This window comes from Enterobacter sp. SLBN-59 (assembly GCF_024807915.1).
GTDB classification, from domain to species: Bacteria; Pseudomonadota; Gammaproteobacteria; order Enterobacterales; family Enterobacteriaceae; genus Enterobacter; species Enterobacter asburiae_B.
This window is the reverse complement of sequence record NZ_JANUFI010000004.1, coordinates 45126-67430: the sequence shown is the minus strand read 5'-3', so window position 1 is coordinate 67430 and position 22305 is coordinate 45126. Positions and strand designations below refer to the sequence as shown.

The following is a 22305-nucleotide window of genomic DNA, read 5'->3' as shown; positions in this document are numbered from 1 at the left end:
ACATATTTTTCTCAGAGCCTTCCCCATGATGACCCGTAAAAGTATCGATACCATTCTGCTCTCCGTTGGCGCGGATAAGCTCTCTCAGCGTGAATGGGACTGGATGAAGATGCTAAAACCCATGGATCCGCCGCCTGTTATGGTCGCCAAATCCATGCTGGAGCGCCGGGGTGACACCGCTGCGCTCACCCGCCTGCAGACGACTGAAGCTTAATCCGTTTTATGCTGTCCAGTTTTACCCCCGGACCGCTTAAAAAACTGTTCACAGCTAATCAGTGCTGGACTTCCTTCCTGGATGCAGGCTGCCTGCGTGATATCGAAGTCGAAGCCGTCACCAAAATGCTCGCCTGCGGCACCCGCATCAGCGGCGTGAAGGAATATGGCTGCGATAATCCCGGCTGCCGGCATGTTAAATATATCACCAACGCCTGCCACAGCCGGGCCTGTCCCTCCTGCGGTAAAAAGGCTACCGACCTGTGGATTGCCGCTCAGCTTAACCGCCTGCCGGACTGCGACTGGATACACCTGGTCTTCACCCTCCCCGACTCGCTGTGGCCCCTGTTTGAGGTTAACCGCTGGCTGCTCAACGACCTCTGCCGCCTCGCCGTCGATAACCTCCTGTACGCCGCCGGCAAAAGGGCGCTGGATATCGGGATTTTCTGCGCCATTCACACTTATGGTCGTCGTCTCAACTGGCATCCGCATGTTCACGTCTCCGTCACCTGCGGGGGCATTGATGAGCACGGGAAATGGAAGAAAATCAGCTTCCGTAAGGATGCCATGCGCACCCGCTGGATGTGGAATATCCGGCAGCTGCTGCTGAGCGTCTGGTTCGAAGGCGTGGCCCTGCCGCCGTCCCTGTCACATATCACCACCGAAGCACAGTGGCGCAGCCTGATACTGACGGCCGGAGGCGACTACTGGCACGTCTACATGTCAAAAAAGACGGCGGGTGGCAAAAACACTGTGAAATACCTGGGTCGTTACCTGAAAAAGCCGCCGATAGCGGGCTCGCGGCTGGCGCACTACGCGGGCAGTGCCACGCTGAGCTTCCGCTACCACGACCACAATACGGGCGAGCAGGCCACAGAGACGCTGACACAGCGGGAAATCGTGGCACGGCTGAAGCAGCACATTCCGGAGAAGTTTTTCCGGATGGTGCGGTATTTTGGTTTTCTGGCCAACCGGGTGTGCGGAGAAAAGCTGCCGCAGGTGTACAGCGCGCTGGAGATGGATAAACCGGAGCCAGTACCGAAGGTCTGCTACGCGCAGATGAGTAAGCAGTTCCTGCGACGTGATCCGTTCGAATGCGTACTGTGCGGTGGCCAGATGGTGTACCGCCGGGCGGTGGCGGGTCTGAATGTGCAGGGGCTGAAAATCCACGCGCGGGAAATCAGCCTGATGAGGTATATCCCGGCCTGACGCAGGGAAGATACGCCCTGTGCACTCTGGCAGCCAGAAAAACGACCAGAAAGAGCGCAAATCATCACCAGCCAGTGGATCGCCGAATTCCTCACGGACACACAAATCAAAGAATGATTAAATTTCAACCACTTCATTCCAGCGCAGAAAAGGTTTCAATTTCCTATACGTCAAGCCGCAGCGCAGATAAAAGCTGACGCTGACTGGACGGTTTGACGGCGAAAATTGAGCCGGAGAACGACGGGAAGACAGCGGAAAATGCATTTTGAAATCACTGCGACCGGGTGAGGATGGTGGCGAAGCCTCCCTTTTCTGCACAGCGGCACGGCTACAGTAGCGGCACGGCGCTCACAGCAGAGCGGCATGAATGAGGAGCGCAGCGACATCGTTATTTACATCGTCGCTGTCCACAATTTCGGTGGGCAATCCTGTGTATAAAATGGGGGTATTCCGCCCAGGTCGCTACCTGCACGGATGACAGCGCACCTGATAGAGTGGTTGTTTTTTAATCACCGCGCAAACTTCACTTTTCCTGATGTGGTATGTTGGTGCTGACTGTAGACAACCGGAGCGAAAAAGGATGGACAGACAAATGCTGGCAGAATGGCTGCGGGATATTGCCCAACATATAGAAGAAGAAAGTCCACTGATTCGTGATGTCAGTGTGGATGATGCTCTTTCAGATGAGGGGCTGGCCAGAAAGATCATCACCATCACGTTCAATGCGCCAGGTCGCGCCTCACAGCCTGAAGAGAACCTCAGCGATATTTCCCGGCACTGAACACAGCGCGGATGATATACCCCGTGCAGCCCTCAGCCAGCAAGGATTTGGCGCACGAAATGGAATACTTAGGTAATTCAATAAAAATACTTGTGTATTACATTTGTAATGCTATAGTAATCGCACACAGCGATACTTAAATGTCGCTAAAACGTAATACACCTGTATTTCATTGAGAGAGGAGTTCTCATGTCTGAAATTCCAGTGCAATCTCAGCTGACACCGCTGGTTAACACGGTGGCCCGCATCATTGCCATCATGAATAACAAGGGTGGCGCCGGTAAAACTTCCACGATCACCAACCTCGCCATGAGTCTCGCACATGCCGGGCGTCGGGTATTGCTTATCGACGGAGATCAGCAGGCCAACTCGACAGAGGTGATGGCTAACGGGAAAAAATACTACGCGCAGTATGGCCATACCATCTGCGATTTATATAACAACCCGCGCTTCAGTATTTTTGATGCAATTATCCCGGCCGTCAGTGGTGAAGAGGTAATCGATAACCTTTATATCATTCCATCAGATCCGTCGTTTGAACGTGTCATGGAAAACTGCCTGACCCGGCACCATCGAGAAAAAATACTGTCCCGCCATCTGCAGCCAGTGATGGATAAATTCGATTATATCCTCATCGACTGCTCTCCGGGTCTGAACCTGTCCACCACGAACGCAGCGTATACCGCAGACCATGTGCTTATACCCGTCGATGGCGGCAGCTTTGCACTGACCGGGCTGGATGTCGTACTGGACTATCTCGATGAGATCCGTGAAACCCGCTTTACCCGGTTCAGTGTATTCCGCAATGAGTACAATGGTGCCAAGAAGAAGATGAACACCTATCTTCATGACCAGCTGGCCAGCAACGAGCGAACCCGTGATAACTACCTGGAAACCCGTATCCGGGCTGATGAGAACATCTCCCAGGCGCAGGTTGCCTGCGTCCCGCTCTGGTATTACAACAAAGGGTCCCTCGCCCTGAACGATTACCGTGCGCTGATGCGTGAACTTGAAACTCTCTTATCAAACGAGGCTGCATAAATGGCTAAAGGCCCTCTCGCGCGTCCCGCAATGGTCAAACCTGAAACCGCACAGGGAGAGGCGAAAACCCGCCTTTCTAACGTCAAGGTCAACCGCAACAGAACGACCAGCGAAAACCCCAAAACCATCCGTATGACACCGGCGGAAAAAGTGATGTGCAGCGAACTGGTTGATGAAATTCAGGATCTCACCACTAAAACCATCACCGACTCAACCGTGCTGCGTGCCGCGCTGTATCTGGCCCGGGAAGCCGGACCGGAAAAAATGCTGGAAATGATCAAGGAACATCTGTAATACGCGAGAATTACATAAGTAATACCTCTGAATTACAAAAAGGAGAGCCACACAATGACCGCCGTTACCGTGACCACTGAGTTAACCGACAGCCAGGCAATGGCGCTGGCACAATTTGTTAAGCGCTTAACCTGGTCAGAAATGCGGGCCTGTGCCATCGACGATGATGAAACCTGGGTGATGAAAGATGCCATCCAGGCACTACAGAAATCACTCGCTGACGCCGGCTTCAGTCCCCGCTGAAACCCACAGTGTAGTTCTTATGTAATACATAAGAACTACACCTCTACCGAAAGCTGCCCGCCCTGTACTGGCTACATCCAGCCTCCATCACTGATGGAATACATTTAAATTACATATGTATTCCCTTTGTATTTCAAAATAACGCATTTCTGTCATTCCGGATGCCTGATGTAACCAAACAGGCAGAGTGTTTCACCGCCATGCATCTGGCAACTTTTCGCTTCCGGGCCGCGACCTGCCCGGCTTCACGGCAGAACAGGGCATTTTTCCCCCGACACTCCCTGCACCAGGCCGAAAATAGCCAGGTATCAGAACACGCATATTTCGATTTTTGTTACCTCACAGAAACAACCCCGGCGAATTATTCCCGTAGCATACGGGCTACGGAGGTGTCAGAATAAGGACGAGATTCGGGATTACGCTACGCGAATAATTTATAACTGGCAGGGGTATTACCCGACAGAATTTGCACAGCACACCTGTGTAATACAAATGAATTACATCACGACTGATACGTGACACCCCACCCCGGGATACCGATGTTGCTGTTCCCGCCGGGCCGTGGTTTTGTTTTTAGTCAGCAACCGGAGTGCAGAATGAAGGTTAACATCAGCCTGGAAGAGCTGTTCGGCGACAAAATCAGAGAGATGCGGGAGCGGGATAAAGCGTTTTTACCCAAACCAGAATGGTTCTCCAGGATCGAGACAGACCTGGATACCTTTATGCAGACCTGTATGACGAAGTATCCCTTTACGTCCTTTGAGGCGATCCCCCGGGACGAGTCAGGCCTCACGTTTCCGGCTTTTGAGGATCTGCAGTTTTATCTGCCCCGGTCGCTTCGCCATCAGCCAGTGAGGATAGTTGAGGTCGACGGACTGGCCTTTCTCAGCGTTCTTGGCGACGGAGCATTCTGCATCGACCCGCGCCGGTGGCACAGGATCAAAACCTGCATCGCGAAAGGTACTGTTGAATACCCGCAGGTTTCAGTCAGGGACTCTGGCGTATCAGACGGTCGCCATCGCACGTTGTTGCTGATGCAACTGTACAACCGCAGAACAATCCCGGTCGTTGTCCCTGAAAGCCATTATGAGACGTTTATGGCTGAGGCGAAAAACATGGGTGCGATTTAACTGGCCTGAGAGGGTATTTATGTAATTCATAAGAATTACATAGGTAATCTTAATGTAATACACAAAAAGGAAGGGGGAGGGAAGAATGCTGATGATTGCGGGCGACAGCCCTGTCCCTGCGACGAACTATGAGACAGCCATCGCGCTGCGAGGTATGGCGCTGCTGCAGCCATATCTCCCTAAATATCTGCTGGCGCCCGAAGTTGCCGTATTGCTGCATTATCTGCCGGATGAGCGCCAGCGTATGCTGTTTGCCACACTGTGGAACACCGGAGCCCGCATTACTGAAGCCCTGACCATCACACCGGAGGATTTGCAACTTGATGGTCCACGCCCCTGCATCCGGTTACGCACACTGAAACAACGCCAGCGGGGAAGGGGACGACCGTCAGCGGATGAAAAGATAGCCCGCATAGTGCCGCTGCTCGATGCCGCATATGTCGATCAGCTTCGCCGCTATCTGGCCACGTTCAGAACCAGCCGTCGACGCCCCCTGTTTGCAGTCAGCAGGAAAACAGCATGGCTGTGGATGCAACAGGCGATCGACAGGGCCAGGGAAGAGGGGATTGAATTTGCGCTCCCGGCCATCAATCCAAAGACGCTGCGGCACAGTTTTGCCATGCATCTGTTTTTCAACCACGTACCGCCGAAAGTCGTCCAGGCCTATATGGGGCATGAACGCTATGAAAGCACGGAGGTGTATCTGAAGGTTTTTGCGCTGGACGTGGCGCCACAGCTGGGTGTCACATTTTCGCTGGATCACCGTGATTACAGCCATCTTCTGACAAGAAAATAGAATACTTATGTATTACAAAAGTCATTCATTTAGTGTTCTGCCGACAAAATAAAGGATGGTGGCCATTGCGTGCTGGTTAGTCAAAAACCGCACCACACTTGTAATTACGTTTGTAGTGCATATATAATAACTGTACACGATATAACCGGGGTACGAGCAATGAGCACAATTCAAATCCGCGTTGATGACGAACTGAAAAAAGACGCCTATCAGGCCTTTGAAAAACTGAATCTGTCGCCTTCGGACGCACTTCGTCTGTTCCTGCGGTATGTTGCAGAGAACGAAAAACTCCCCTTTGCTGAAGTCTCAGTGATGGTGAGCGAAGATGATGAAGACGCTGATATTCTGGCAGTTGTTCGGGAAAGACTGAAAAATCCGGCAAGACGGATCAGGGTTAACGTTGATGACCTTTAATGTTGAATTTGACGAAAGGGCGTTTAAGGAATGGAATAAGCTCGAAAAGACGATCCGTGAGCAATTCAAAAAGAAGCTAAAAAAGCTTCAGCAAAACCCTTATGTGGAATCAGCCCGACTGCATGGTGATCTGGCAGGCTGCTTTAAAATAAAGCTGAGAGCATCTGGTTTTCGTTTGATTTACAAGGTAATCGATGACGAGATTGTTATATGGGTGGTCGCAGTAGGTAAACGGGAAGACGAAAAAGCCTATGAAACGGCCCGAAAGCGTCTTTTATAAAAGAAATACAAACGTATTGCATTTGTATTCATGATATCAGAAAAAATAACTAACACGCTCATACATAACAAAACCCACCTTAAGGTGGGTTTCGCCAGAAATATCTCTGGTATTCAGAAACGCCTTTACCGGACCAGGCCTGACCAGCGTAAGCCGGTAGCGGGATGTCTGGATTAACCAGTCTGCAGCATCCTTAACTGTATTATTGTGGCCTCATGTATACATTGCAACCAATATGCCAGCACCCTGTGTTGCGCCTTTTGTGGTTGATGAATGATTACAAATGTATTACATATGTAATAAGGATAACCTATCCGGCATCCCGACTGGCTACCAACATAAACTGGTGGGGCAGGGTAGTATCCTGTGCCGAATCAGCCTGCCAGCCACACCGGTTAAACAGCTTTACCACGCCCGCAACATTCCCGGTCAGGCGCGTCAGCAGCGGATTTATCTGTCGCCCATCGTCGTCAAATGCCGCGTCGAGGTTAGTCCGCGAGAGGTAAATGCCGTTCACGCCGGCGTTCAGCGAAACGGCATACCGGCCTGACCATTCCCGATCGCTCAACAGGCGGTAATTCCAGCTCATGTCTTTCGCAGTTTCCAGGGCATACGTCAGCCGGAACAGGTCGTTTTGCTCAGACAGTTCGCCGGTGCAGGAGCGCCATAGATAATTCAGCTTGCTGGCCAGCTTCGCGCTGACGCCCAGCTGGCGTCCCTGTTTCAGAAGCCACTCGATATCGGGGGCAACATCACGCGAAAAACGCCGTTGCTTCAGCGCAGTCGCCAGCCAGCGGGTAAGAAAGAGATTTTCCTGTGCCGGTGACAGCACATCTCCGTTCTGTCTGGCCAGCGCAAGCGCCACCAGGGCGCACCATGCCAAATGACCCGATTTTATAGTTAATGTCACAAAGATACTCTCAGCCTGATTAAGACTTCAGCCGCACATAGGGCAGATTATGAGACATGCCTATATTATTGCCTCTGACCAATTCGAATGTATCTTGTTTGCTTTGTAACATCGCTGACAAGTTACGATATCCATAATTCCTGGCATCAAAATCAGGATTTCGTTTATTCATGATATCTCCGAGTTGTCCGAGATGAACCCATTCTTGTTCAGCAAAACTTTCAATAATTTCAGTCAGCATGCTGTAACTTTCTTCTTCTGTTCGAATCCCGGCCTGTTCAGGTTGAGCTGCACTATCTCTTTCTTCACGATAAACTTCAGTGGTAATAAATTTATTACATGCGCTCCTGAATGCCTGAGGTGTTTTCTTTTCACCAAAACCGATAACCTCAAGACCTGCTTCTCTGATTCGAATGGCCAAACCAGTAAAGTCACTGTCACTGGAAACGAGACAAAAGCCATCAAATGCCTGAGTATACAACAGATCCATTGCATCAATAATAAGCATACTGTCAGTGGCATTTTTACCAGTTGTATATGCGAACTGCTGTATCGGTTTTATAGCATTTTTCTGAAGAAGATGTTTCCAGCATGAGCTCTGTGGGTTGGTAAAATCGCCGTAAATCCTTTTGACGGTTGCATCTCCCATGAGGGAAATTTCATTAAGGATGGACTCAAGGACTGATGCCTGAGCATTATCCGCATCAATCAGTACGGCAAATTGTTTACTTTCCTTTTCCATGTGCTACGAACCTTTTGCGTTGTACAAATAGATAAACTAAGCAATTTATAAAATCCATATATTATTCAGTATGTTTGATTATTTCTACTGAATATTGTTCGTTTAATCCTCACATGGTGTACATCAACGTCACGAGTCATCGTCCTCCCCTATAGCAGGTGTTGGATTCAGAATAGAGAATGCCTAGCAGCGCGCAGGCATTCCTGGATGCGCCAGCGGCGCATGAAGGCGCCAGCTGGCGCTGAATGTGGCTCTTCTGGTTAGTGGCGCCGTAGCCCGGCGCAGCCGGTTACTTTGTTGACAGGTTCCACCAATCCATCTCTTCGCCCTGCCAAACCAAAGCCAGCTAAACGCGATACAGAAGCTTCTGTGCGCTGTCGGAGTGGTCACGACAAGGCGAAGCCGCAGTCGGGGCGTATCTCCGCGTTAGCGGGCCGCGAGGGCCGCTTACGGGCGTGTTACTAAATACTTCCAGCGAAGCGACTCACAGCTGCTCAGAGCCCTAGTTACAACATCCATCATTAAAAGCGGTGCAGTTCCGGGCCTTCGGCCCGGGGCGGTCTCGCTTTTCAGTGGTGGGGATGGGCTGTGATGGTTCAGGTATGCACGGTTCACGTCTTTGCGTAAATATTCTGGATGTTGTAACTATTGACTTCTGACTGATGCCCGCCGCGTAGTGGCGGGAGGTACATTTGTTGTTTCCGAACCGGCGCGGACGGAGTCCGCTGCAAGGGCGGACATTATCCCCGTTTTCCATAGGAAAGCGGGACTGAATAAGATCCGTTTTTTAATTGAATGTTTAAAAAGAGCAAAGGCGCGTAAGCGTTCGTTGGTAAGAAAGAGCCCAGGGCTTCCAGAAGATTAAGAAAAACTTGCGGGTAATACTTCCAGTCATTGCGGGTAAAAAGTCCTCTATGTTTGCGGATATTTGTGCATAACTACTGAGACATGGCCAGTTTGCTTCATCAGAGGGTTTTTAGCCGGTAATGCGTGTCGTAACGGCAGGTTTTATTGATGGTTTTTCAGCCAGTTTTTAAACGCGGGGAAGCACAAAAACCGCCAGCGGCGGTAGAGGAAAAACGAGGAGTGAAAGTTAAGTTAGCCTGGTGGCTCAGCGTCAAAATTGAGCTTGATCTGACGCAGGTAATGGTAGACCAGCAACTCGAAATCATCCGGAGTCATGCCTGAGACTTCCGGCCGCGTGTTGATCAGCCATGCTGCAATCTGGAACTGCCGGTCATCGAGCTGGGTAGAACGCGCAATTCTGGAAAGGCGCTTCTGTTCTATCGCTCGCTCGCGACGAACCTTCAGGGCCTGCGCCACTTTCTCGTCAAAGAAGCGCTGGCGGGCCGCTTTTACGGACATCACTTCACCAGGGGCAAGAATCCCCTCAGCCAGCGCGCGCAGACGTTCTTCACGTTCTTTGAACAGCAGATCGAGATTGACCTGGAGGAGCTTGAAAAACTGCTCTGTTAAAGTGACATGACGCGGGAGGTATGTTTTTGTGTACGGGTCCAGACGACGCATGTACGGCTCAATAAGGCCGTAATTTTCTAACAGATCGAGTGCGCGGCAAATGCGGGAAGGCGTGACCTCTTCACCAGGTATTACCTCACCCCGGGAATCTTTGGGACTTAACGCCTTGCATATCTGTGAACTGTTGAGAGCGACGTTAAACGTCGCAATGTCGCAACCGCTGACCAGCAAAACGGCCAGTGCATCGAGGAGATGCTGGCGTTCCTGACGGAAATCGCGCTCACGGCCAGCATTTGTGCGCATATGCACGAAATACGGATGCCGCGAGAAACGACGTTTCTGGGCACGATGATACCCGTCCCGAAGTACTTTAGGGAGTTCGCTAAAGTTCGCAGGTCGAAGATATTTAGGATCAGCACACTTACACGCCGTCGAGTGTGTTCCGCGACGACGGCGTGTACGCTTCGGAGAAACAACAGCAGAATCGCGTGCTTCACGCAGATTCACTGAATCGTATTCCGACCAGTCGAAATAGGTAGTATCGGAGGACGTTCCGCTATTCAAACCCGCCCGCACTTATGTTGCACGGAAGGAGCAAATGGCGCAGAAACAAGTATTGAACTTTTCTGAGCATAAAACTATACTCCCTGCATAGAGCAACAGCTTCTATACAGTTTAAGTAGGCCCCGTTAATCTTCTCCTCGTCGCCAAACTAGATGAAGATTATCGGGGTTTTTGCTTTCTGGTCCCAGGTAGATACCTCTCAGAACCAGTTCCCTGCCACCTTATGGCGTGGCCAGCCAAAAAATTCTTTAGACGATCAGCAATCTAGCACTCACTGACGAGACGATCAAGAAAGTTACTCATTCACCTTCTTATCTCAGGCTCTCTTGGCCATTTCCCGTTCAATTAGTAACTCAATCATTTGAGCCTGAGTAGTTCCGGCTTCTTCACAAAGCTGCTGCAAGCTTTCTTTATGCATGTTTTGAATGAAAACATTCAGCTCTTTATGTGTCGTCTTTTTTCGCGAAATAGATAGTCTCTTCTTCTCAGCGGAAGATAAGGGATTACCCTTTCTGTAAATGCGTTTCGATGAGGAAGTTACTGCATTTTCGATCTGCGACATCTCTGCCTCCTCAAGGATCAAACAAGGATCGTTTGCAGAGAATACTACAGATATCTGAAATCAGCGACTTAACTTTACCCGTAAGTGTGAGCCATGTTGGCGCATGGTTCACCAGGATAGATGTAGATTGCGGATCAAATGACGATGCGACTTAGTATGAAGAATGCCAGTCAGTTCCCCCGTCCCAGCGCGACTGCCAGTGCTGAAGGTAGGTTTGTGCCACTTCCGGCACCTCATTAATAACCAGCACGTTCTCGCTATTCCTCGAGGCCGCAGAGCGGGTCATATTAAAGCTGCCTGACTCAACCGTCTGATTATCAACAATAATGACTTTGTCGTGCATGATGGCGTAGCGGCCGTTGGTACGCAGTGGAATACCGGCATTCACCACAACGTTCATCGCCGCCTGGCTGGTTTTGCTTCTGTTTCCCTTCTCATCAAGCACGATTTTCACATCCACACCACGGTGTTTTGCTCTGACTAGTGCGCTAACCACCTCCGGAGACGTAAATGAGTAGCCCATCAGCCGAATGTCGTGCTGTGCTGACTCAATAGTCTTAAGGACCAGCTGCAACGCGCTGCCTTCAGGTGAAAAACCGACCTGAACGGAGGGAGCAGCAACTGCGGGCTGAAGACAGCTCAGCGAAAGGCAGACCAGACCGGACACGGCCAGCTGGCGAAAGGTGAACTTACGCATTAAATAACCTCAGAAATACTGTTCGGATGTATTAACCAGAAACGCCGGAGACGGGGAAAACCTGCTTTTACCCTTCTCCGGGGTTGGACAACTGAGCACGGCGAAGGCGTCAGTATCTTTTAGCGGTATCAGGTGGCGGACGCCTGATTATTTTTTTGTATCGCCGGCTGCATGACGGATGGCCTGCTGCAGTACCTCCGCGCTGGTGTATCCCGGGATAACCGTCACGTTATCAGCGCTGGCGCCGGTTGACGGGAGGACCACCAGGGCTGGCGTGCCGCTGAAGCCCAGCTGCTGCGCGAGCGTGTTTATGCCATCCAGGGTTCCCTGAACGTCAGGGGCTGTCTTCGCATCGAACTTCACGGCTTTTGCGGCCGCGCTGATATCAGCATCGGTCAGCTTACCCTCGTTGTGACCGGTGGCGTAAATCGCATTGTGATAGTTAAGGTAAGCGTCGGCCCCCTTCTGCTTCCAGACCTGCAGCCCGGTTTTCGCCGCACTGAGCGATGCCGGCCAGCGCTGGCCAAATATCGGGAATTCCTTGAACACAAAGCGCACGTCCGGGCTGGCTTTAATTACCTTCTCCAGTTCAGGTGCGAGGCGGGCACAGTAGATACACTGGTAATCAAAAAACTCGACGACCGTTACTTTTGCATCGGCCGGCCCATATGACGGCGTGCCTTTATCGTTGAGCAGCGCAGCCTGATTCTGAATCACGGCGGCCGTCATCGCCTGCTGCTGCTTCTCCTGCTGTTGGGCCTGCAGTTTCTGGCTGACCTCAACCAGCACCTCCGGATGGGCCAGCAGGTAGTCCTTCGCGATTTCACCAATGCGGGCTTCCTGCTCCGGGGTAAAGACTACGGCAGGTTTCTCTGCCGCCCCCGCCACGCCGGAGACCAGAAGGCCTGCGGCAAGCATGACTGAAAGGGTCTTATTCATGTTCATCCTGTGTTTTTCTCTTCTCTGCTGTTATCAGTTCGTATCGTGTGCGGGCGCGGGTGCTTCCCTGGTCGCCCTGCGCTGTTGTTTAGCATGCTCCTGAGCCCTGCGCTCCACGGCATACGCCGCCTCCTCCGGACTCACCGGTGCGACCGGTTCACCGGCAAGGTTTTTACGCCACGCGCCCACCGTCATGGCGCCCAGATACGCATCCGAGCGGGTGACGGCAGCAAGGCAACGCTTCAGCGTCTTCACGGAGACATCCAGCCCGCGCTGGCGAATGTCACTGACCATCGCCTCCCGGATATTGACCGCCAGGAGCTGCGGCTGGCCGTCCGTAACGAGGGCCGGCCAGCAACGCGCCAGGAGCGCGAGCGCGTCCGTAAGCGGCATGACCTTCCGGTAAACCGGCTCCGGGGCAGGTTTGCGCCTGGCCGCCCGCATGGCCTCCCGCTCCTGCGCCTGTCGCTCTGCCCACAGCCGGGCTTTTTCGGCTTTTCGGGCGGCCTTCTCATCTGCCTGCGCCTTTTTCGCGCTCTCATCCACCGCCTGCTTCCTGACCTTCCAGGCGGGCGGCGTGTTCACCACCACGGTCTTTTTACGCCTCACGGACCTGACAGGTTCGCCTGGTCCGTCCGTCGACGGCATATTCTTCTCGTCCACCACCGGCTTTCGCCGCAGCGTCAGCTTAGGGCGTTGTTCCTCTGTCATCTCAGACTCCTGTATTCCCTGTAATTCCCCTGATTACATCGCAATCAGCCCCAGCGCGGCAAGATGCACCGCATAGAACAGGGGAAAGAATTCGCGCGGCCAGAAGCGCGGCACGCGGCAACAAGTCCGGCTCAGCACCGTCAGGGTTATTCCGGGTATCACCAGCCCCGCGATGGCAAAGGCGGCGCTGTCCGCAGCATTCAGCGCGAGTATCGCCAGCGCCAGACACAGCGCCAGCCCCGTGCGAGTGGTGCGCCGGCCCGTCATACAGACGCCGCAGGCCAGCATCAGCATGACTACTCCCGCCAGACCGTAACTTCCCGCCGAAAACGGCAGCCAGGCCAGAACCAGCATCAGGGACAGCGGCCACGCGCGCGGCCCGTGCCGCTGCATCAGCGCCAGTGCCTGTCCGCTGACCGCAAAGGCAAACAGGATATTGCCCAGGTCCGGGCGCAGCCCGGCCAGTATCCAGCCGCCCTGCGCCACCCCGGCCCATATCCAGAGCCGGTTCAGGGCGCGCTGCTGAATCTGCGGATGGCGGGCGAGGTTCATGGCCCAGACCAGGCCAAAGAGCGGAAACGCTCCCCGACCGGCAAGACGCAGCCAGTCATTATCCAGTCCGCACAGCATGCTGATGTGGTCGGCAACCATCAGGAGCAGCGCCACGGTTTTGATAAGGTCGGTCTGGCCCGGCGTCCACACAAGCAGACGCTGCAGCCAGCAGTCGGCCACCACAACAAGGGGAAACAGCGGATGGTTTTCAGCGCGCATATCAGTCGCCTCCCAGGGTCTTTTCACGTTCAAGGTCACGCACCGTTTCGCGCTCCATCTGCTGCAGGCGGTCCCGCTGCACGTTCTCGCGCACCACCTGAGACACCGCCTCATCACGGCGGCGTTCTTCCGGCGCATCCGGCAGCGTGAGGGGAGATACCGGCGTTTCTTTCACCCGCTCCATATCCCGCACCACATCCTGGACGGCGACGTCAGCGCCCCCGGACGGCCGGTCGCCGCTGCGGGCCATCTCGCGGACCGCCTCTTCAGCCCGCTTTTCAAGCTCTTTCTGCTGCTGTGCTTCCTGCGCCTGCTGCGCCAGCACCTCCGGCGGAACCGTTTCTGCGGGCTGCGTACCGGTGCCGTCGGGCAGGCTGTCGGCCCAGATGCGCCCGCCGGTAATGGCGCCGGGGTTCCACGGTCGCGCCTCGCCCCCGAGCCGCACCACCACGCCGCTCTGCGGATTCTCCCGCGCCAGCCGCACGCCCTCTTCCATATCCCGCGCCAGCAGCGACTCTCCGTTACGGCTGACCTGCAGGCCCGCAAACGCCGCGTCCCCGCTGCCCATCACGCGACCTTCGCCGCCGAGCCCCTTTAGCTGTCCGTCTCCGGAGGTCAGGGCGCTCAGCCAGACGCCCGCCTGCCTGCCGTTGCGGTCAAAAGCGGGCAGCGCCACGTGCGGCTGCGGATATTTACGCCCCGGCGAGATAAATTTCGCCATCGAGCCCTCGGGCTGCAGCCCGGCCTGGCGCAGCGCGGCGCGGCCGGCCGGGACCTCACCCAGCGCTTTTGCCGTCGCCGTCAGGCGGGCGGCATTCGCGACGGCACGGTCGCCGCGCGGCTCGAGAATGTCATGCGCCGTACTTTTCGCCTGCGATTTTTCCATCGCGGCCACCCACTTATCCCGGTTGTCGGTATAGACCTGGGCGTGCTGCTTCATGCGGCTCATCGCCACGTAGGCTGACTCGAAGCTCACCATCCGCTTACGTCCGCCGTCCGTGCCCTGCAGGGAGATGGAGAAGGGTTCGCTCGCCCCCTGTGAGCCTTCAACGGTCACGGCATAGGCCAGGTCGATGTGCTGCTCTGCCTGCTCCGCTGACGGCGTGAGCGTGCGGGTCTGTTTTCCATCCGACAGCGTGACGCCGTCACCTTTTATCTCACTGACCGTCCAGACGCTGTTGGCCACGAAGCCCCGCTCGTTGTCGCTTTTCGAAAAGCGCATCCGGTCGCCTTCCGACACGGTGATGGTGTCCTGACGGTAGAGCGTGACGCCCTCTGTCGCCGCCTGCGCGGGCGACAGGCTGCGGGTGTTGCCCTGCGCATCCTTCAGCGTCACCAGGTGCGCGTCCCCGTCCAGCGACTCAATCCTGTAATAGGTGCTGTCCAGCAGGGCCAGGCTGTCGCAGGATGCCTCCCACGTTGCCATGCGCCGCAGTTCCCCGTCGCGGATATTGGCAGGCGTGAGGACCGGCAGCGTGACCTCTTTTTCACCCACCTCGCCGGCATCCTGACGGGCGTCATGAATCATGGCGTTCACCTGGCGGCGGTCGGCGTTCAGGGCGGTGATAACGATGGTCTCCGCCTGCGCCTCTGGCGTGCGCCCCGTGTAGTCCTTCACGATGGCCTCCAGCAGCGTCGCGGGCTGCCCGTCGGTGAACAGGTCGCCGGCCGCCACGGCCTTCGCGATGGCCTCCTCCCGCTCGCGGCTGAACTCCATGACGGAGCTGTCCGGCTGCCAGGCATCCGCCCTGCGCGGCACCTGTGCCGGCGCCACGCTCTCAATGGTCGCCAGGGCGCTGCCGATATCGCGGTTAATCAGGCTGTAGACGGCAGGTTTTAGTTCCGGCGTCTGGCGAACAATCTCCTGCATCACCGCCACGTCGATGGCGCTGCGCTTCTGCAGCAGGCGGAAGGGCTGGCCCGGGGCAATGGACTGCAGCTGGTCGGTATCGCCGCTGGAGACCGCGCGTCCCCCGCCCCCGGCAATCAGGCTGTACGCCTTCGCCATGTCGGCGTTACCGACCATCGAGCTTTCATCCACCAGAAACAGGACGTTGCTGAAGTCCGGCCGCTCGCCGCCGCGCAGCTGCTGCTGCGTGTCGTGAATAAAGGCGACCAGCGTCTGCGTTTCCGGCACGCCCGCATCGCGCATCTCGCTCACCGCCCGGTGGGTGGGGGCCACGCCGATAACGCGCGGCTGCTCCCGTTCCGGCAGCGTGCCGATGGCTGACATAACGGCCCGGAACTGAGTGGTCTTACCCACGCCGGCGTAGCCCTGAACCAGGGTAAAGCGGTCGGGGGACTCAAGTATCATGCGGGTGGCGTTCCGCTGCCCGTCGGTCAGGCCCGCCAGCTGTGCGTCCGGCACGCCCGCCATCAGCGGAGTGACGGCCTCCTTGCCCTCCAGAACGTGGCGGAGGATACTTTTCTCCGCGTTGTACGACTGGCGTGAGACCAGCAGCTGCAGGCCGTTTCCCGGCGATACCGGCACCGACAGCAGGGCGCCGCTGCGTATCTGCCGGTCCGCCTCCTTTTCGATGGCCTGCAGGCTGAGGCTGTCCTGCTCAAACTCTTTCGCCGCGGCCATCAGCTGCGGCTTCGTGAACGCCAGGCCGTTCCCCTCCAGCACCGGAATGGCCAGATAGATAGCCTGCTGCTCCGGCGTGTGCAGCCCGGCTTTCTGGTGCGCCAGAGCATCATCGAGCCTGTCATGCCCCGCGGCCTCTTTCACCTGCGACGTGACAACGCTCCAGGCCGACTGACGCGACAGCTTCTCCTCCGTTTTCTGTGCCGTCTGCGCGGAATAGAGCTGCACCGCCCGGCCGCTGAGCGCCAGCTTGTTCAGCGTGGTGTTATCCAGCTCGCGCTGCGACAGCGAGGCAAAGACCGTGGCGCTGTCGCTCACCGAGCGGCCCGGCGACTCCACCCAGCCCTGCCCCACCTTCGCGGCGGTAAACGGGCTGTCGCCGGCGGGCAGGACCACGTCCGCCTTACGCCCGGGCAGGCTCACGACGAGCCCCGTCTCCCCGAGGGCCTTAACGGTCACCGTATCGCCTCCTTTCAGCCGCGTCCCCTGCGCCTGGCCCAGCACCGCCAGGCGGTCGCCTTCGGCCACCTGCAGCGTGCCGGTGCGGTACAGCGACCAGCTGCTGTTGAGTTCTGACAGGCGGGTCACCCGCGTCTCACCCTGCGCGTTGCGCAGCGTCAGGCTGTTGTTGCGGCCCGTCACGCGGTCAATGACAAAGCGCTCCCGGCCGCGCTCCTCTGCATTCCAGCGCTCCATGACCATGCCCTCCCGGTAGTGGTCGCGCACCTGCTGATGGCGGCTGTCGAGCCAGACCGGCTCCAGCGTGGTGATGCTGACCTCCCGCTCACCCAGCACCTTTTCCGCCTTCAGCGCCTCGCGGACAGCGCCTGCCAGCACCGCCTGCTCGCGCGGACCGGAGACCTGCGCCACGCTGTGCTCGCCAGCACGAACGCTGCGCGCAAAGTCAGCGGCCAGGCGGTCATACCGCTGCCGCCGGTCAGGCTCGCTGATAACCGAGACCCGCGTCTTCTCACCGCCCTGCCACGCGAACGTGCTCACCCCCGCCTCCTTCATGACGGTCAGGGCGCTGCCGGTCCCGGTGCGCTGGCCGCTGTCGGCAATCAGCAGCTGGACGTTATGGCGCAGCGCGCCGTCGAGCAGCGTGAGCGTTTCTTTCAGGGTCAGCTTCTCCCCCTGGTCAACAATCAGCGTGCTGCCGGGCGTAAAGGCCATGCCCTCCGTCAGCCCCCGCCTGTCGGTGATATGCTCGCCGCTGAGGCGCTCATCCTGCATAAGGGCGCTGCGCGAACGCCTGTCTGCGGCGATAATCTGCACGTCACGCCCCTGTTCGCGCGCCATCATCGTCAGCTCCGCCACGCGCTCACGCTGACCGGCCGCCCCGCCCTGCCCCGAAATGATGGCCACCGGCGGACGGTCCTGAGCCAGAACGCTGACGGCATCGCTGTATGACCGGCTGCGGGGCACGCCCTTATCCGGAAAAATGTCCGCCTGACCCGTCCGCTGTAAATCGCGGGTCATGGCCGACACCGACAGCTCGTCCAGCACGTGGATGTTCGAGGTAAACAGCCCCTTCTCTTTATCCAGCGGAATAAGCTGCTCGTTTTTTATCGCCGCATCAATGCCGTCACGCGCCATCTCCACCATGCCCGACCGCGCGGGCAACTGTCCGAGGGTGGTGGCCAGCAGTTCGGAATACGTGAACCGCGCCCGCCGGTCGCTCAGCATCGCAATCGACTGTCCGACGCTGCTGTTAATATCAATGGCTTCAGGCGTCGTTGCGGGAATATTACCCTGCACAACCCGCAGGTCCGCCGCCTCGCGGTAAGCCTGGATGTCGAATCCCGTCGCTTTCAGGGTCTGCATCCACTCGGTCATGCGCTGTTCGGGGTCAACCTTCTGCTTCGACTGGCGGGTATCGAGCGCCGCCACGTCGCGGGACTTCAGGGACGCGTCGTCCCCGACTGCCTCGCTGATCGTCCTGCTGCGGCTGGAATATGGCTCCGTCGGTACGCCCTTCAGCTCCCACATACCGTGTTTGCCGACCGTCTCAGTCTCATAGCCCATCGCCGTGACGTCATCCTTCAGCGCGGCACGATACAGGCGGCCAAAGGCAATCTGGTTCGCGTAGATATTCTCTATAAACCCGGTTTTACCCACCCTGTCGCTGCTGAGCGTGCGCCACTCATCGCCATGCTGCGTGACGTTGGCCACCACGGTGTGGGTATGCAGCTGCGGCTCCTGGTCGCGGCTGGTATCGTGGTTAAACAGCGCCATCACCAGGTTGCCGGTCAGCTGCGTCTCGCTTCGGCCCTCCGTCATAACCCGCGTGGAGGCCATCGTCTCTATCTGCTTAATGGCGGTCTCTACCGCGCGGTTGTGGGCCTCAATAAGACGCTTATCGCCACCGAGCATCGCCATTACGGAGACACTTTTTGGTGCGGAGAAGGTGAAGTCGTAGCCCGGACGGTGTTTGTTCGCCCCGTCCTGAGTCCGGCTGAGGTTGCTGCCGTCCGGCAGGCGTCCCTCCAGAACCTTCGTAAAGACCTTCTGGTCCACCCCGCCGCTCAGTCCCAGCGCTTCAGCCCCTTTTCCGGCCCAGCGCTCGTTCATACTGCCGATAACGTAGTAGTTGTCCTTGTCGGTGTAATATTTACCCGCGCTGGCGGCGGATTTTACCGATCCGATGCTCATCATCAGATGTATCCTCCCGGTTCAAGATCCTTTTCAGGCGCCCGGTGAACGTTGATGTTAACTTCTTCACGGCGCTGCCTCTCATGAGGAGACAGTTCGTCCTGCTCCGCCTGCCACGCCTCCCATGCCGCCATATCCACCACCTCACCGCTTTCACTGATGCCGGGCGGCAGCTGCTCAGCCTCCTCCGCCTTTGTCTTCAGCTCAGGCTCCACGCCGCCAGTGCCTGCGGCACCCGCCACGGATGCCGAAGCGGATGCGGTGTCTGCAGCGTGGGGCGCAGGCGTCAGCTGCTGTGGCTGCTGTGGCTGCTGTGGCTGCTGTGGCTGCTGTGGCTGACCAGAATTCTCCGCACTGCCCTCTGGCGCAATAACGTCTGCATCCGGTTCAAAGAGCATGGCGATGCTGCGGGATTCCTGTTCACGTGCAGCCAGCGCGGCATTCAGGCGTTCCTCCGCTTTCGCGTCGATGGTGCGCGGAATGAATTCCGGTGCCACCTTTGGACGCTGCTGATACTTCAGCGCCATCTTCACGGCAGGATAAGGTCCGGGAAGCGTGACGTAGCAGGAGAGATCCGGCAACGTCTGAACATCGGAGTAACTCACAAGGGTGACGCGTTCCATGTCCTTACCGACCGAAGTACCGTCGCGTACCGGGTCCACGCCGTAGGAATACTGCTCGGATGCCTTGAGGATTTCTTTCTCACCGATTTCACCGGCGGCGAACTCAGCGATATTGCGCGAAGGCGAGCGGAAGAAGGCACGGGTGTTCAGCACGTCGAACAGCGTTTCCGCCGGTTTCTGCCCGTAAATATCTTCCAGCTGGGCGTAGGACTGGATGCCAATGACGTAGCAGCCGCCAAACTTACGCGCTTCCGGCAGGATCTCAACCAGGTCCGGCAGCTTGTGCAGGGTCGGCAGCTCATCGGCGAAGATCCACACGCGGCGGTTACGGTTTTCCCCCATCGCCAGCAGCCCGCGAATGGCGATGGACAGCCACATGGAGATAACCGGCTTGAGGGAAGCGTGGGTGTCGGCATTGGAAGAGATGAACAGCCAGCCGTTTTTACCATCCTCACGCACGCCGCGCATCCAGTCGCGTATGGTGAACGACTCGCCGTTATTTTCGATGCCCTGCAGGTAGCGGATGGCCTTGACGTAGTTGGTCAGCACGGCGCGGATGGAGATGGCCGTTTTCTCGATTTTCTCTTCCACCAGGTTCGCCGCCGGGGAGTTTTTCAGGTACGAGCGCAGCTTCTCAATCTTGATGGAAAGCAGCGTGTCGACCAGCTTGCTGTAGCTGCGATCCTTATCGTTTCGCATCAGATAAGCGGCTTCAGCAAAGATGGTACGCCCCGAACCCTGCCAGAAGGGGTCTTCCTTCGTGCCCATCGGAATAAGCGTATTGGAAACGTTGTCGAAGTCAGGCTGTGTCAGGCACTCACGCCACAGGTCCCATGCGGCGCAGCGCGCATCCAGCGGATTAAGGATTTTATCCGTGGCCGGATCATAGTAGCTTTTAACGAACTCACAGGAGCGGTCATACACGATGACCATATCGCCACGCTGGCGGGCGTAGTTCATCAGACGGCGAATAACCTCGGACTTCCCGGCCCCGACGGTGCCGTGCAGACAGAAGTTCTGGATCTCCGAGTCCTTAATAAGCGGCAGCTCACCGATTTTAATGTCGGATGCGAGACCGTCGCGCCTGAGCATTTTTGCCACCGCTTTCGGGTCGTCAGTCAGCTGGCGCCCCCCCGTTATCTCGTCCTCACTCTGCTGTTTACCCTGATGGCCCAGAATCCAGGTGGTGACAAAGAAGGTAATAACGCACACCACGGCCGCGATGACTGCGGCAAGAATGAAGGCCGTCCAGACCTGGTCGGCACACCACTGGATATATTTGTCCTGCAGTATTTGCTGCGCGCTGTACTTCAGCTCATGGCCGTAATAACGGATGGTATAGACAGGCTGGGATTTGAAAATATCGCGCATGGGGGCCAGCGTCTGACACCAGTAGTACACCATGCCATTAACAAACGTCTGCCAGGTCAGTTTAATAGACAGGGTCAGAGCAACAATCACGCCGAAGAGAATAACGAGACAGTACACGATGATATTGGCGATCTGGCTGAACATACGGATGCGCATGCTCGCGATCTGACCGCCCTGGGTCATATCCTTTGCATTAAAACTCATGATGTATGGGTCCGGTATAAATGGAATTTAGACGGTTACGATAAGGCTACATTCAGGAACGACGATTTACTGGCCCGGCAAATAAGAAATCAATTACAAAAAAATAATACCCACAGCAGTATTAACAGAACTGAAAATGGAACAGCAAATAAAGCATTCGGATAATCACTTTCGATACTCACTACTAATGCAAACAGCGACATATTAACTCCTTTATTCACCGGCCCTGCCGGCAACCCTTCCCGGCAGCACAAAGGATTTGCGCCACCGCTAAGCGTTTTTCTTATATCAACAGAGAATGAGGAAAACAGATATTATTCGGGCTGAGTGAACCAGAGAATAGGGCGGAAGAAACCGCCCTTCGGTATTAATTAAAGAATGTTCGCGATAGATTTAGCCAGCTGATCTTCAAGAACTGGCTGGGCTTCGGGGAATTTCAGATTAACTTTGTTCGCATTTGATACCACGCGGGTCTGATATTTATGCTGGTTCCCCTGCTCGCTACTGGTCTGAATTTTGGCACCAGAGGTTCCCTGGCGAAGGGCGGCGATGTTGTCCGTGGTCACGGTCGCTTTAGTACGCTCGGCAATCTGCACATCCGTGATCATGGTGTAGTTGATGTCTTCGACAATCGCATCAGCGGCCATGCCAACAAGGCCGGCAGCAAGCCCTACGCCCAGAGTGGCTCCGGCAGAGCTGGAATTATAGGCGGTAATACCGGCACCCAGCGCGGCCCCTGCCGCTGCACCTTCGTAGCCACGGCTGAGCCAGCTTTGTGACTCACGAAGATCCATTTTATCGGCCTTGAGTACGTTTGCCTGAATCCAGTAGTAGGCTTTATCCGGTGAGGTCACGACCTGATAGCCTTTGGCTTTAACAGCTTCGGTAATTTTGGACTGGAGACCGCTCATGTCCTTATCAGACGTGTTTTTGATCTGCAGGAAAACGGTACGCTCGCTTGATGGTTCAAGCCAGACCGTTTCGCTCATCTGCGTTTTGACCTCAAGGTTACGTTTCTTAATTGCTGTGCTCATCGCACCACACCCTGAAAGGGCCAGCGTGGAACTGACCAGAGCCACCATCATCATCTTTTTT

General features: G+C 56.1%; 23 protein-coding genes. 11 read left to right on the top strand and 12 right to left on the bottom strand.

Annotated elements, in window-relative coordinates:
• Positions 1–25: 25 nt before the first annotated feature.
• The 10 genes from M2422_RS23780 (at position 26) to M2422_RS23735 (ending at position 6401) form a co-directional block, all read left to right on the top strand.
• A complete protein-coding gene (locus M2422_RS23780; RefSeq protein WP_243225231.1) occupies positions 26–214 on the top strand; it encodes a hypothetical protein in 189 nt (62 codons plus the stop codon).
• A gap of 8 nt (positions 215–222) precedes the next feature.
• A complete protein-coding gene (locus M2422_RS23775) occupies positions 223–1422 on the top strand; it encodes an IS91 family transposase (protein ID WP_259143174.1) in 1200 nt (399 codons plus the stop codon).
• Positions 1423–2014: 592 nt separating this feature from the next.
• Positions 2015–2203, top strand: coding sequence for a hypothetical protein (locus M2422_RS23770; protein ID WP_259143173.1), 189 nt, complete (start codon positions 2015–2017; stop codon positions 2201–2203).
• Between the two features lie 189 nt (positions 2204–2392).
• Entirely contained in the window at positions 2393–3244 is an 852-nt protein-coding gene (locus tag M2422_RS23765) for a ParA family protein (protein WP_042325744.1), read from the top strand.
• Entirely contained in the window at positions 3245–3538 is a 294-nt protein-coding gene (locus M2422_RS23760; RefSeq protein ID WP_077958145.1) for a hypothetical protein, read from the top strand. It begins immediately after the preceding gene.
• Positions 3539–3592: 54 nt separating this feature from the next.
• The gene (locus tag M2422_RS23755) at positions 3593–3781 is read left to right on the top strand and encodes a hypothetical protein (protein WP_042325747.1); all 189 of its coding nucleotides are present in this window, start codon (positions 3593–3595) and stop codon (positions 3779–3781) included.
• Positions 3782–4377: 596 nt separating this feature from the next.
• Positions 4378–4911: a hypothetical protein gene (locus M2422_RS23750; RefSeq protein ID WP_259143172.1), complete on the top strand. Its 534-nt coding sequence runs from the start codon at positions 4378–4380 to the stop codon at positions 4909–4911.
• An 85-nt stretch (positions 4912–4996) separates the two neighbouring features.
• Entirely contained in the window at positions 4997–5707 is a 711-nt protein-coding gene (locus tag M2422_RS23745; protein WP_259143171.1) for a site-specific integrase, read from the top strand.
• A 159-nt stretch (positions 5708–5866) separates the two neighbouring features.
• On the top strand, positions 5867–6121 hold the full coding sequence (locus M2422_RS23740; RefSeq protein WP_000104338.1) for a type II toxin-antitoxin system RelB/DinJ family antitoxin: 255 nt from the start codon (positions 5867–5869) through the stop codon (positions 6119–6121).
• Positions 6111–6401 (top strand): type II toxin-antitoxin system RelE/ParE family toxin, encoded by a 291-nt coding sequence (locus tag M2422_RS23735; RefSeq protein ID WP_000143805.1) that lies wholly within the window; start codon positions 6111–6113, stop codon positions 6399–6401. Before M2422_RS23740 ends, M2422_RS23735 begins: the two co-directional genes overlap by 11 nt.
• A gap of 310 nt (positions 6402–6711) precedes the next feature.
• On the opposite strand, the gene M2422_RS23730 is transcribed toward M2422_RS23735, so the two are convergent.
• The 4 genes from M2422_RS23730 to tap all read right to left on the bottom strand — a co-directional run bounded on the left by M2422_RS23730 (position 6712) and on the right by tap (position 10163).
• Positions 6712–7311, bottom strand: coding sequence for a DUF2913 family protein (locus tag M2422_RS23730; protein ID WP_259143170.1), 600 nt, complete (start codon positions 7309–7311; stop codon positions 6712–6714).
• Between the two features lie 19 nt (positions 7312–7330).
• Positions 7331–8053, bottom strand: a complete 723-nt coding sequence (locus tag M2422_RS23725; protein ID WP_025760202.1) for an NYN domain-containing protein — start codon at positions 8051–8053, stop codon at positions 7331–7333.
• A gap of 1098 nt (positions 8054–9151) precedes the next feature.
• Positions 9152–10036 carry a plasmid replication initiator RepA gene (gene repA, locus M2422_RS23720; protein ID WP_259143166.1) on the bottom strand — a complete coding sequence of 295 codons (885 nt, stop codon included), beginning with the start codon at positions 10034–10036 and terminating at the stop codon, positions 9152–9154.
• 49 nt (positions 10037–10085) lie between these two features.
• On the bottom strand, positions 10086–10163 hold the full coding sequence (gene tap, locus M2422_RS23715) for a RepA leader peptide Tap (protein ID WP_031621057.1): 78 nt from the start codon (positions 10161–10163) through the stop codon (positions 10086–10088).
• Between the two features lie 82 nt (positions 10164–10245).
• Between tap and M2422_RS23970 the strand changes: the two genes are divergently transcribed.
• The gene (locus tag M2422_RS23970; RefSeq protein ID WP_404997329.1) at positions 10246–10371 is read left to right on the top strand and encodes a replication protein RepA; all 126 of its coding nucleotides are present in this window, start codon (positions 10246–10248) and stop codon (positions 10369–10371) included.
• Between the two features lie 38 nt (positions 10372–10409).
• On the opposite strand, the gene M2422_RS23705 is transcribed toward M2422_RS23970, so the two are convergent.
• The 8 genes from M2422_RS23705 to traT form a co-directional block, all read right to left on the bottom strand.
• A complete protein-coding gene (locus M2422_RS23705) occupies positions 10410–10655 on the bottom strand; it encodes a replication regulatory protein RepA (RefSeq protein WP_310590838.1) in 246 nt (81 codons plus the stop codon).
• A 151-nt stretch (positions 10656–10806) separates the two neighbouring features.
• Complete coding sequence (locus M2422_RS23700) at positions 10807–11352, bottom strand: phospholipase D family protein (protein WP_259143164.1); 546 nt, start codon at positions 11350–11352, stop codon at positions 10807–10809.
• 147 nt (positions 11353–11499) lie between these two features.
• On the bottom strand, positions 11500–12291 hold the full coding sequence (locus M2422_RS23695; protein ID WP_259143163.1) for a DsbA family protein: 792 nt from the start codon (positions 12289–12291) through the stop codon (positions 11500–11502).
• Positions 12292–12324: 33 nt separating this feature from the next.
• Entirely contained in the window at positions 12325–13002 is a 678-nt protein-coding gene (locus M2422_RS23690; protein ID WP_259143162.1) for a fertility inhibition protein FinO, read from the bottom strand.
• Between the two features lie 33 nt (positions 13003–13035).
• Entirely contained in the window at positions 13036–13773 is a 738-nt protein-coding gene (gene traX / locus M2422_RS23685; RefSeq protein WP_125885535.1) for a type-F conjugative transfer system pilin acetylase TraX, read from the bottom strand.
• Between the two features lies 1 nt (position 13774).
• Positions 13775–19015 (bottom strand): conjugative transfer relaxase/helicase TraI, encoded by a 5241-nt coding sequence (traI, locus tag M2422_RS23680; protein WP_259143159.1) that lies wholly within the window; start codon positions 19013–19015, stop codon positions 13775–13777.
• On the bottom strand, positions 19015–21210 hold the full coding sequence (traD, locus tag M2422_RS23675) for a type IV conjugative transfer system coupling protein TraD (RefSeq protein WP_259143157.1): 2196 nt from the start codon (positions 21208–21210) through the stop codon (positions 19015–19017). The genes traI and traD overlap by 1 nt, the downstream gene beginning before the upstream one ends.
• 371 nt (positions 21211–21581) lie before the next feature.
• Positions 21582–22298, bottom strand: a complete 717-nt coding sequence (gene traT, locus M2422_RS23670; RefSeq protein WP_259143156.1) for a conjugal transfer complement resistance protein TraT — start codon at positions 22296–22298, stop codon at positions 21582–21584.
• Between the last annotated feature and the right edge of the window lie 7 nt (positions 22299–22305).

Bases quoted from the DNA above. Each gene is read 5' to 3' on its own strand.
- M2422_RS23780 (WP_243225231.1), top strand. From the start codon at position 26: ATGATGACCCGTAAAAGTATCGATACCATTCTGCTCTCCGTTGGCGCG.
- M2422_RS23775 (WP_259143174.1), top strand. From the start codon at position 223: ATGCTGTCCAGTTTTACCCCCGGACCGCTTAAAAAACTGTTCACAGCT.
- M2422_RS23770 (WP_259143173.1), top strand. From the start codon at position 2,015: ATGCTGGCAGAATGGCTGCGGGATATTGCCCAACATATAGAAGAAGAA.
- M2422_RS23765 (WP_042325744.1), top strand. From the start codon at position 2,393: ATGTCTGAAATTCCAGTGCAATCTCAGCTGACACCGCTGGTTAACACG.
- M2422_RS23760 (WP_077958145.1), top strand. From the start codon at position 3,245: ATGGCTAAAGGCCCTCTCGCGCGTCCCGCAATGGTCAAACCTGAAACC.
- M2422_RS23755 (WP_042325747.1), top strand. From the start codon at position 3,593: ATGACCGCCGTTACCGTGACCACTGAGTTAACCGACAGCCAGGCAATG.
- M2422_RS23750 (WP_259143172.1), top strand. From the start codon at position 4,378: ATGAAGGTTAACATCAGCCTGGAAGAGCTGTTCGGCGACAAAATCAGA.
- M2422_RS23745 (WP_259143171.1), top strand. From the start codon at position 4,997: ATGCTGATGATTGCGGGCGACAGCCCTGTCCCTGCGACGAACTATGAG.
- M2422_RS23740 (WP_000104338.1), top strand. From the start codon at position 5,867: ATGAGCACAATTCAAATCCGCGTTGATGACGAACTGAAAAAAGACGCC.
- M2422_RS23735 (WP_000143805.1), top strand. From the start codon at position 6,111: ATGACCTTTAATGTTGAATTTGACGAAAGGGCGTTTAAGGAATGGAAT.
- M2422_RS23725 (WP_025760202.1), bottom strand. From the start codon at position 8,053: ATGGAAAAGGAAAGTAAACAATTTGCCGTACTGATTGATGCGGATAAT.
- tap (WP_031621057.1), bottom strand. From the start codon at position 10,163: ATGCTCAGAAAAGTTCAATACTTGTTTCTGCGCCATTTGCTCCTTCCG.
- M2422_RS23970 (WP_404997329.1), top strand. From the start codon at position 10,246: ATGAAGATTATCGGGGTTTTTGCTTTCTGGTCCCAGGTAGATACCTCT.
- M2422_RS23705 (WP_310590838.1), bottom strand. From the start codon at position 10,655: ATGTCGCAGATCGAAAATGCAGTAACTTCCTCATCGAAACGCATTTAC.
- M2422_RS23700 (WP_259143164.1), bottom strand. From the start codon at position 11,352: ATGCGTAAGTTCACCTTTCGCCAGCTGGCCGTGTCCGGTCTGGTCTGC.
- M2422_RS23695 (WP_259143163.1), bottom strand. From the start codon at position 12,291: ATGAATAAGACCCTTTCAGTCATGCTTGCCGCAGGCCTTCTGGTCTCC.
- M2422_RS23690 (WP_259143162.1), bottom strand. From the start codon at position 13,002: ATGACAGAGGAACAACGCCCTAAGCTGACGCTGCGGCGAAAGCCGGTG.
- traX (WP_125885535.1), bottom strand. From the start codon at position 13,773: ATGCGCGCTGAAAACCATCCGCTGTTTCCCCTTGTTGTGGTGGCCGAC.
- traI (WP_259143159.1), bottom strand. From the start codon at position 19,015: ATGATGAGCATCGGATCGGTAAAATCCGCCGCCAGCGCGGGTAAATAT.
- traD (WP_259143157.1), bottom strand. From the start codon at position 21,210: ATGAGTTTTAATGCAAAGGATATGACCCAGGGCGGTCAGATCGCGAGC.
- traT (WP_259143156.1), bottom strand. From the start codon at position 22,298: ATGATGATGGTGGCTCTGGTCAGTTCCACGCTGGCCCTTTCAGGGTGT.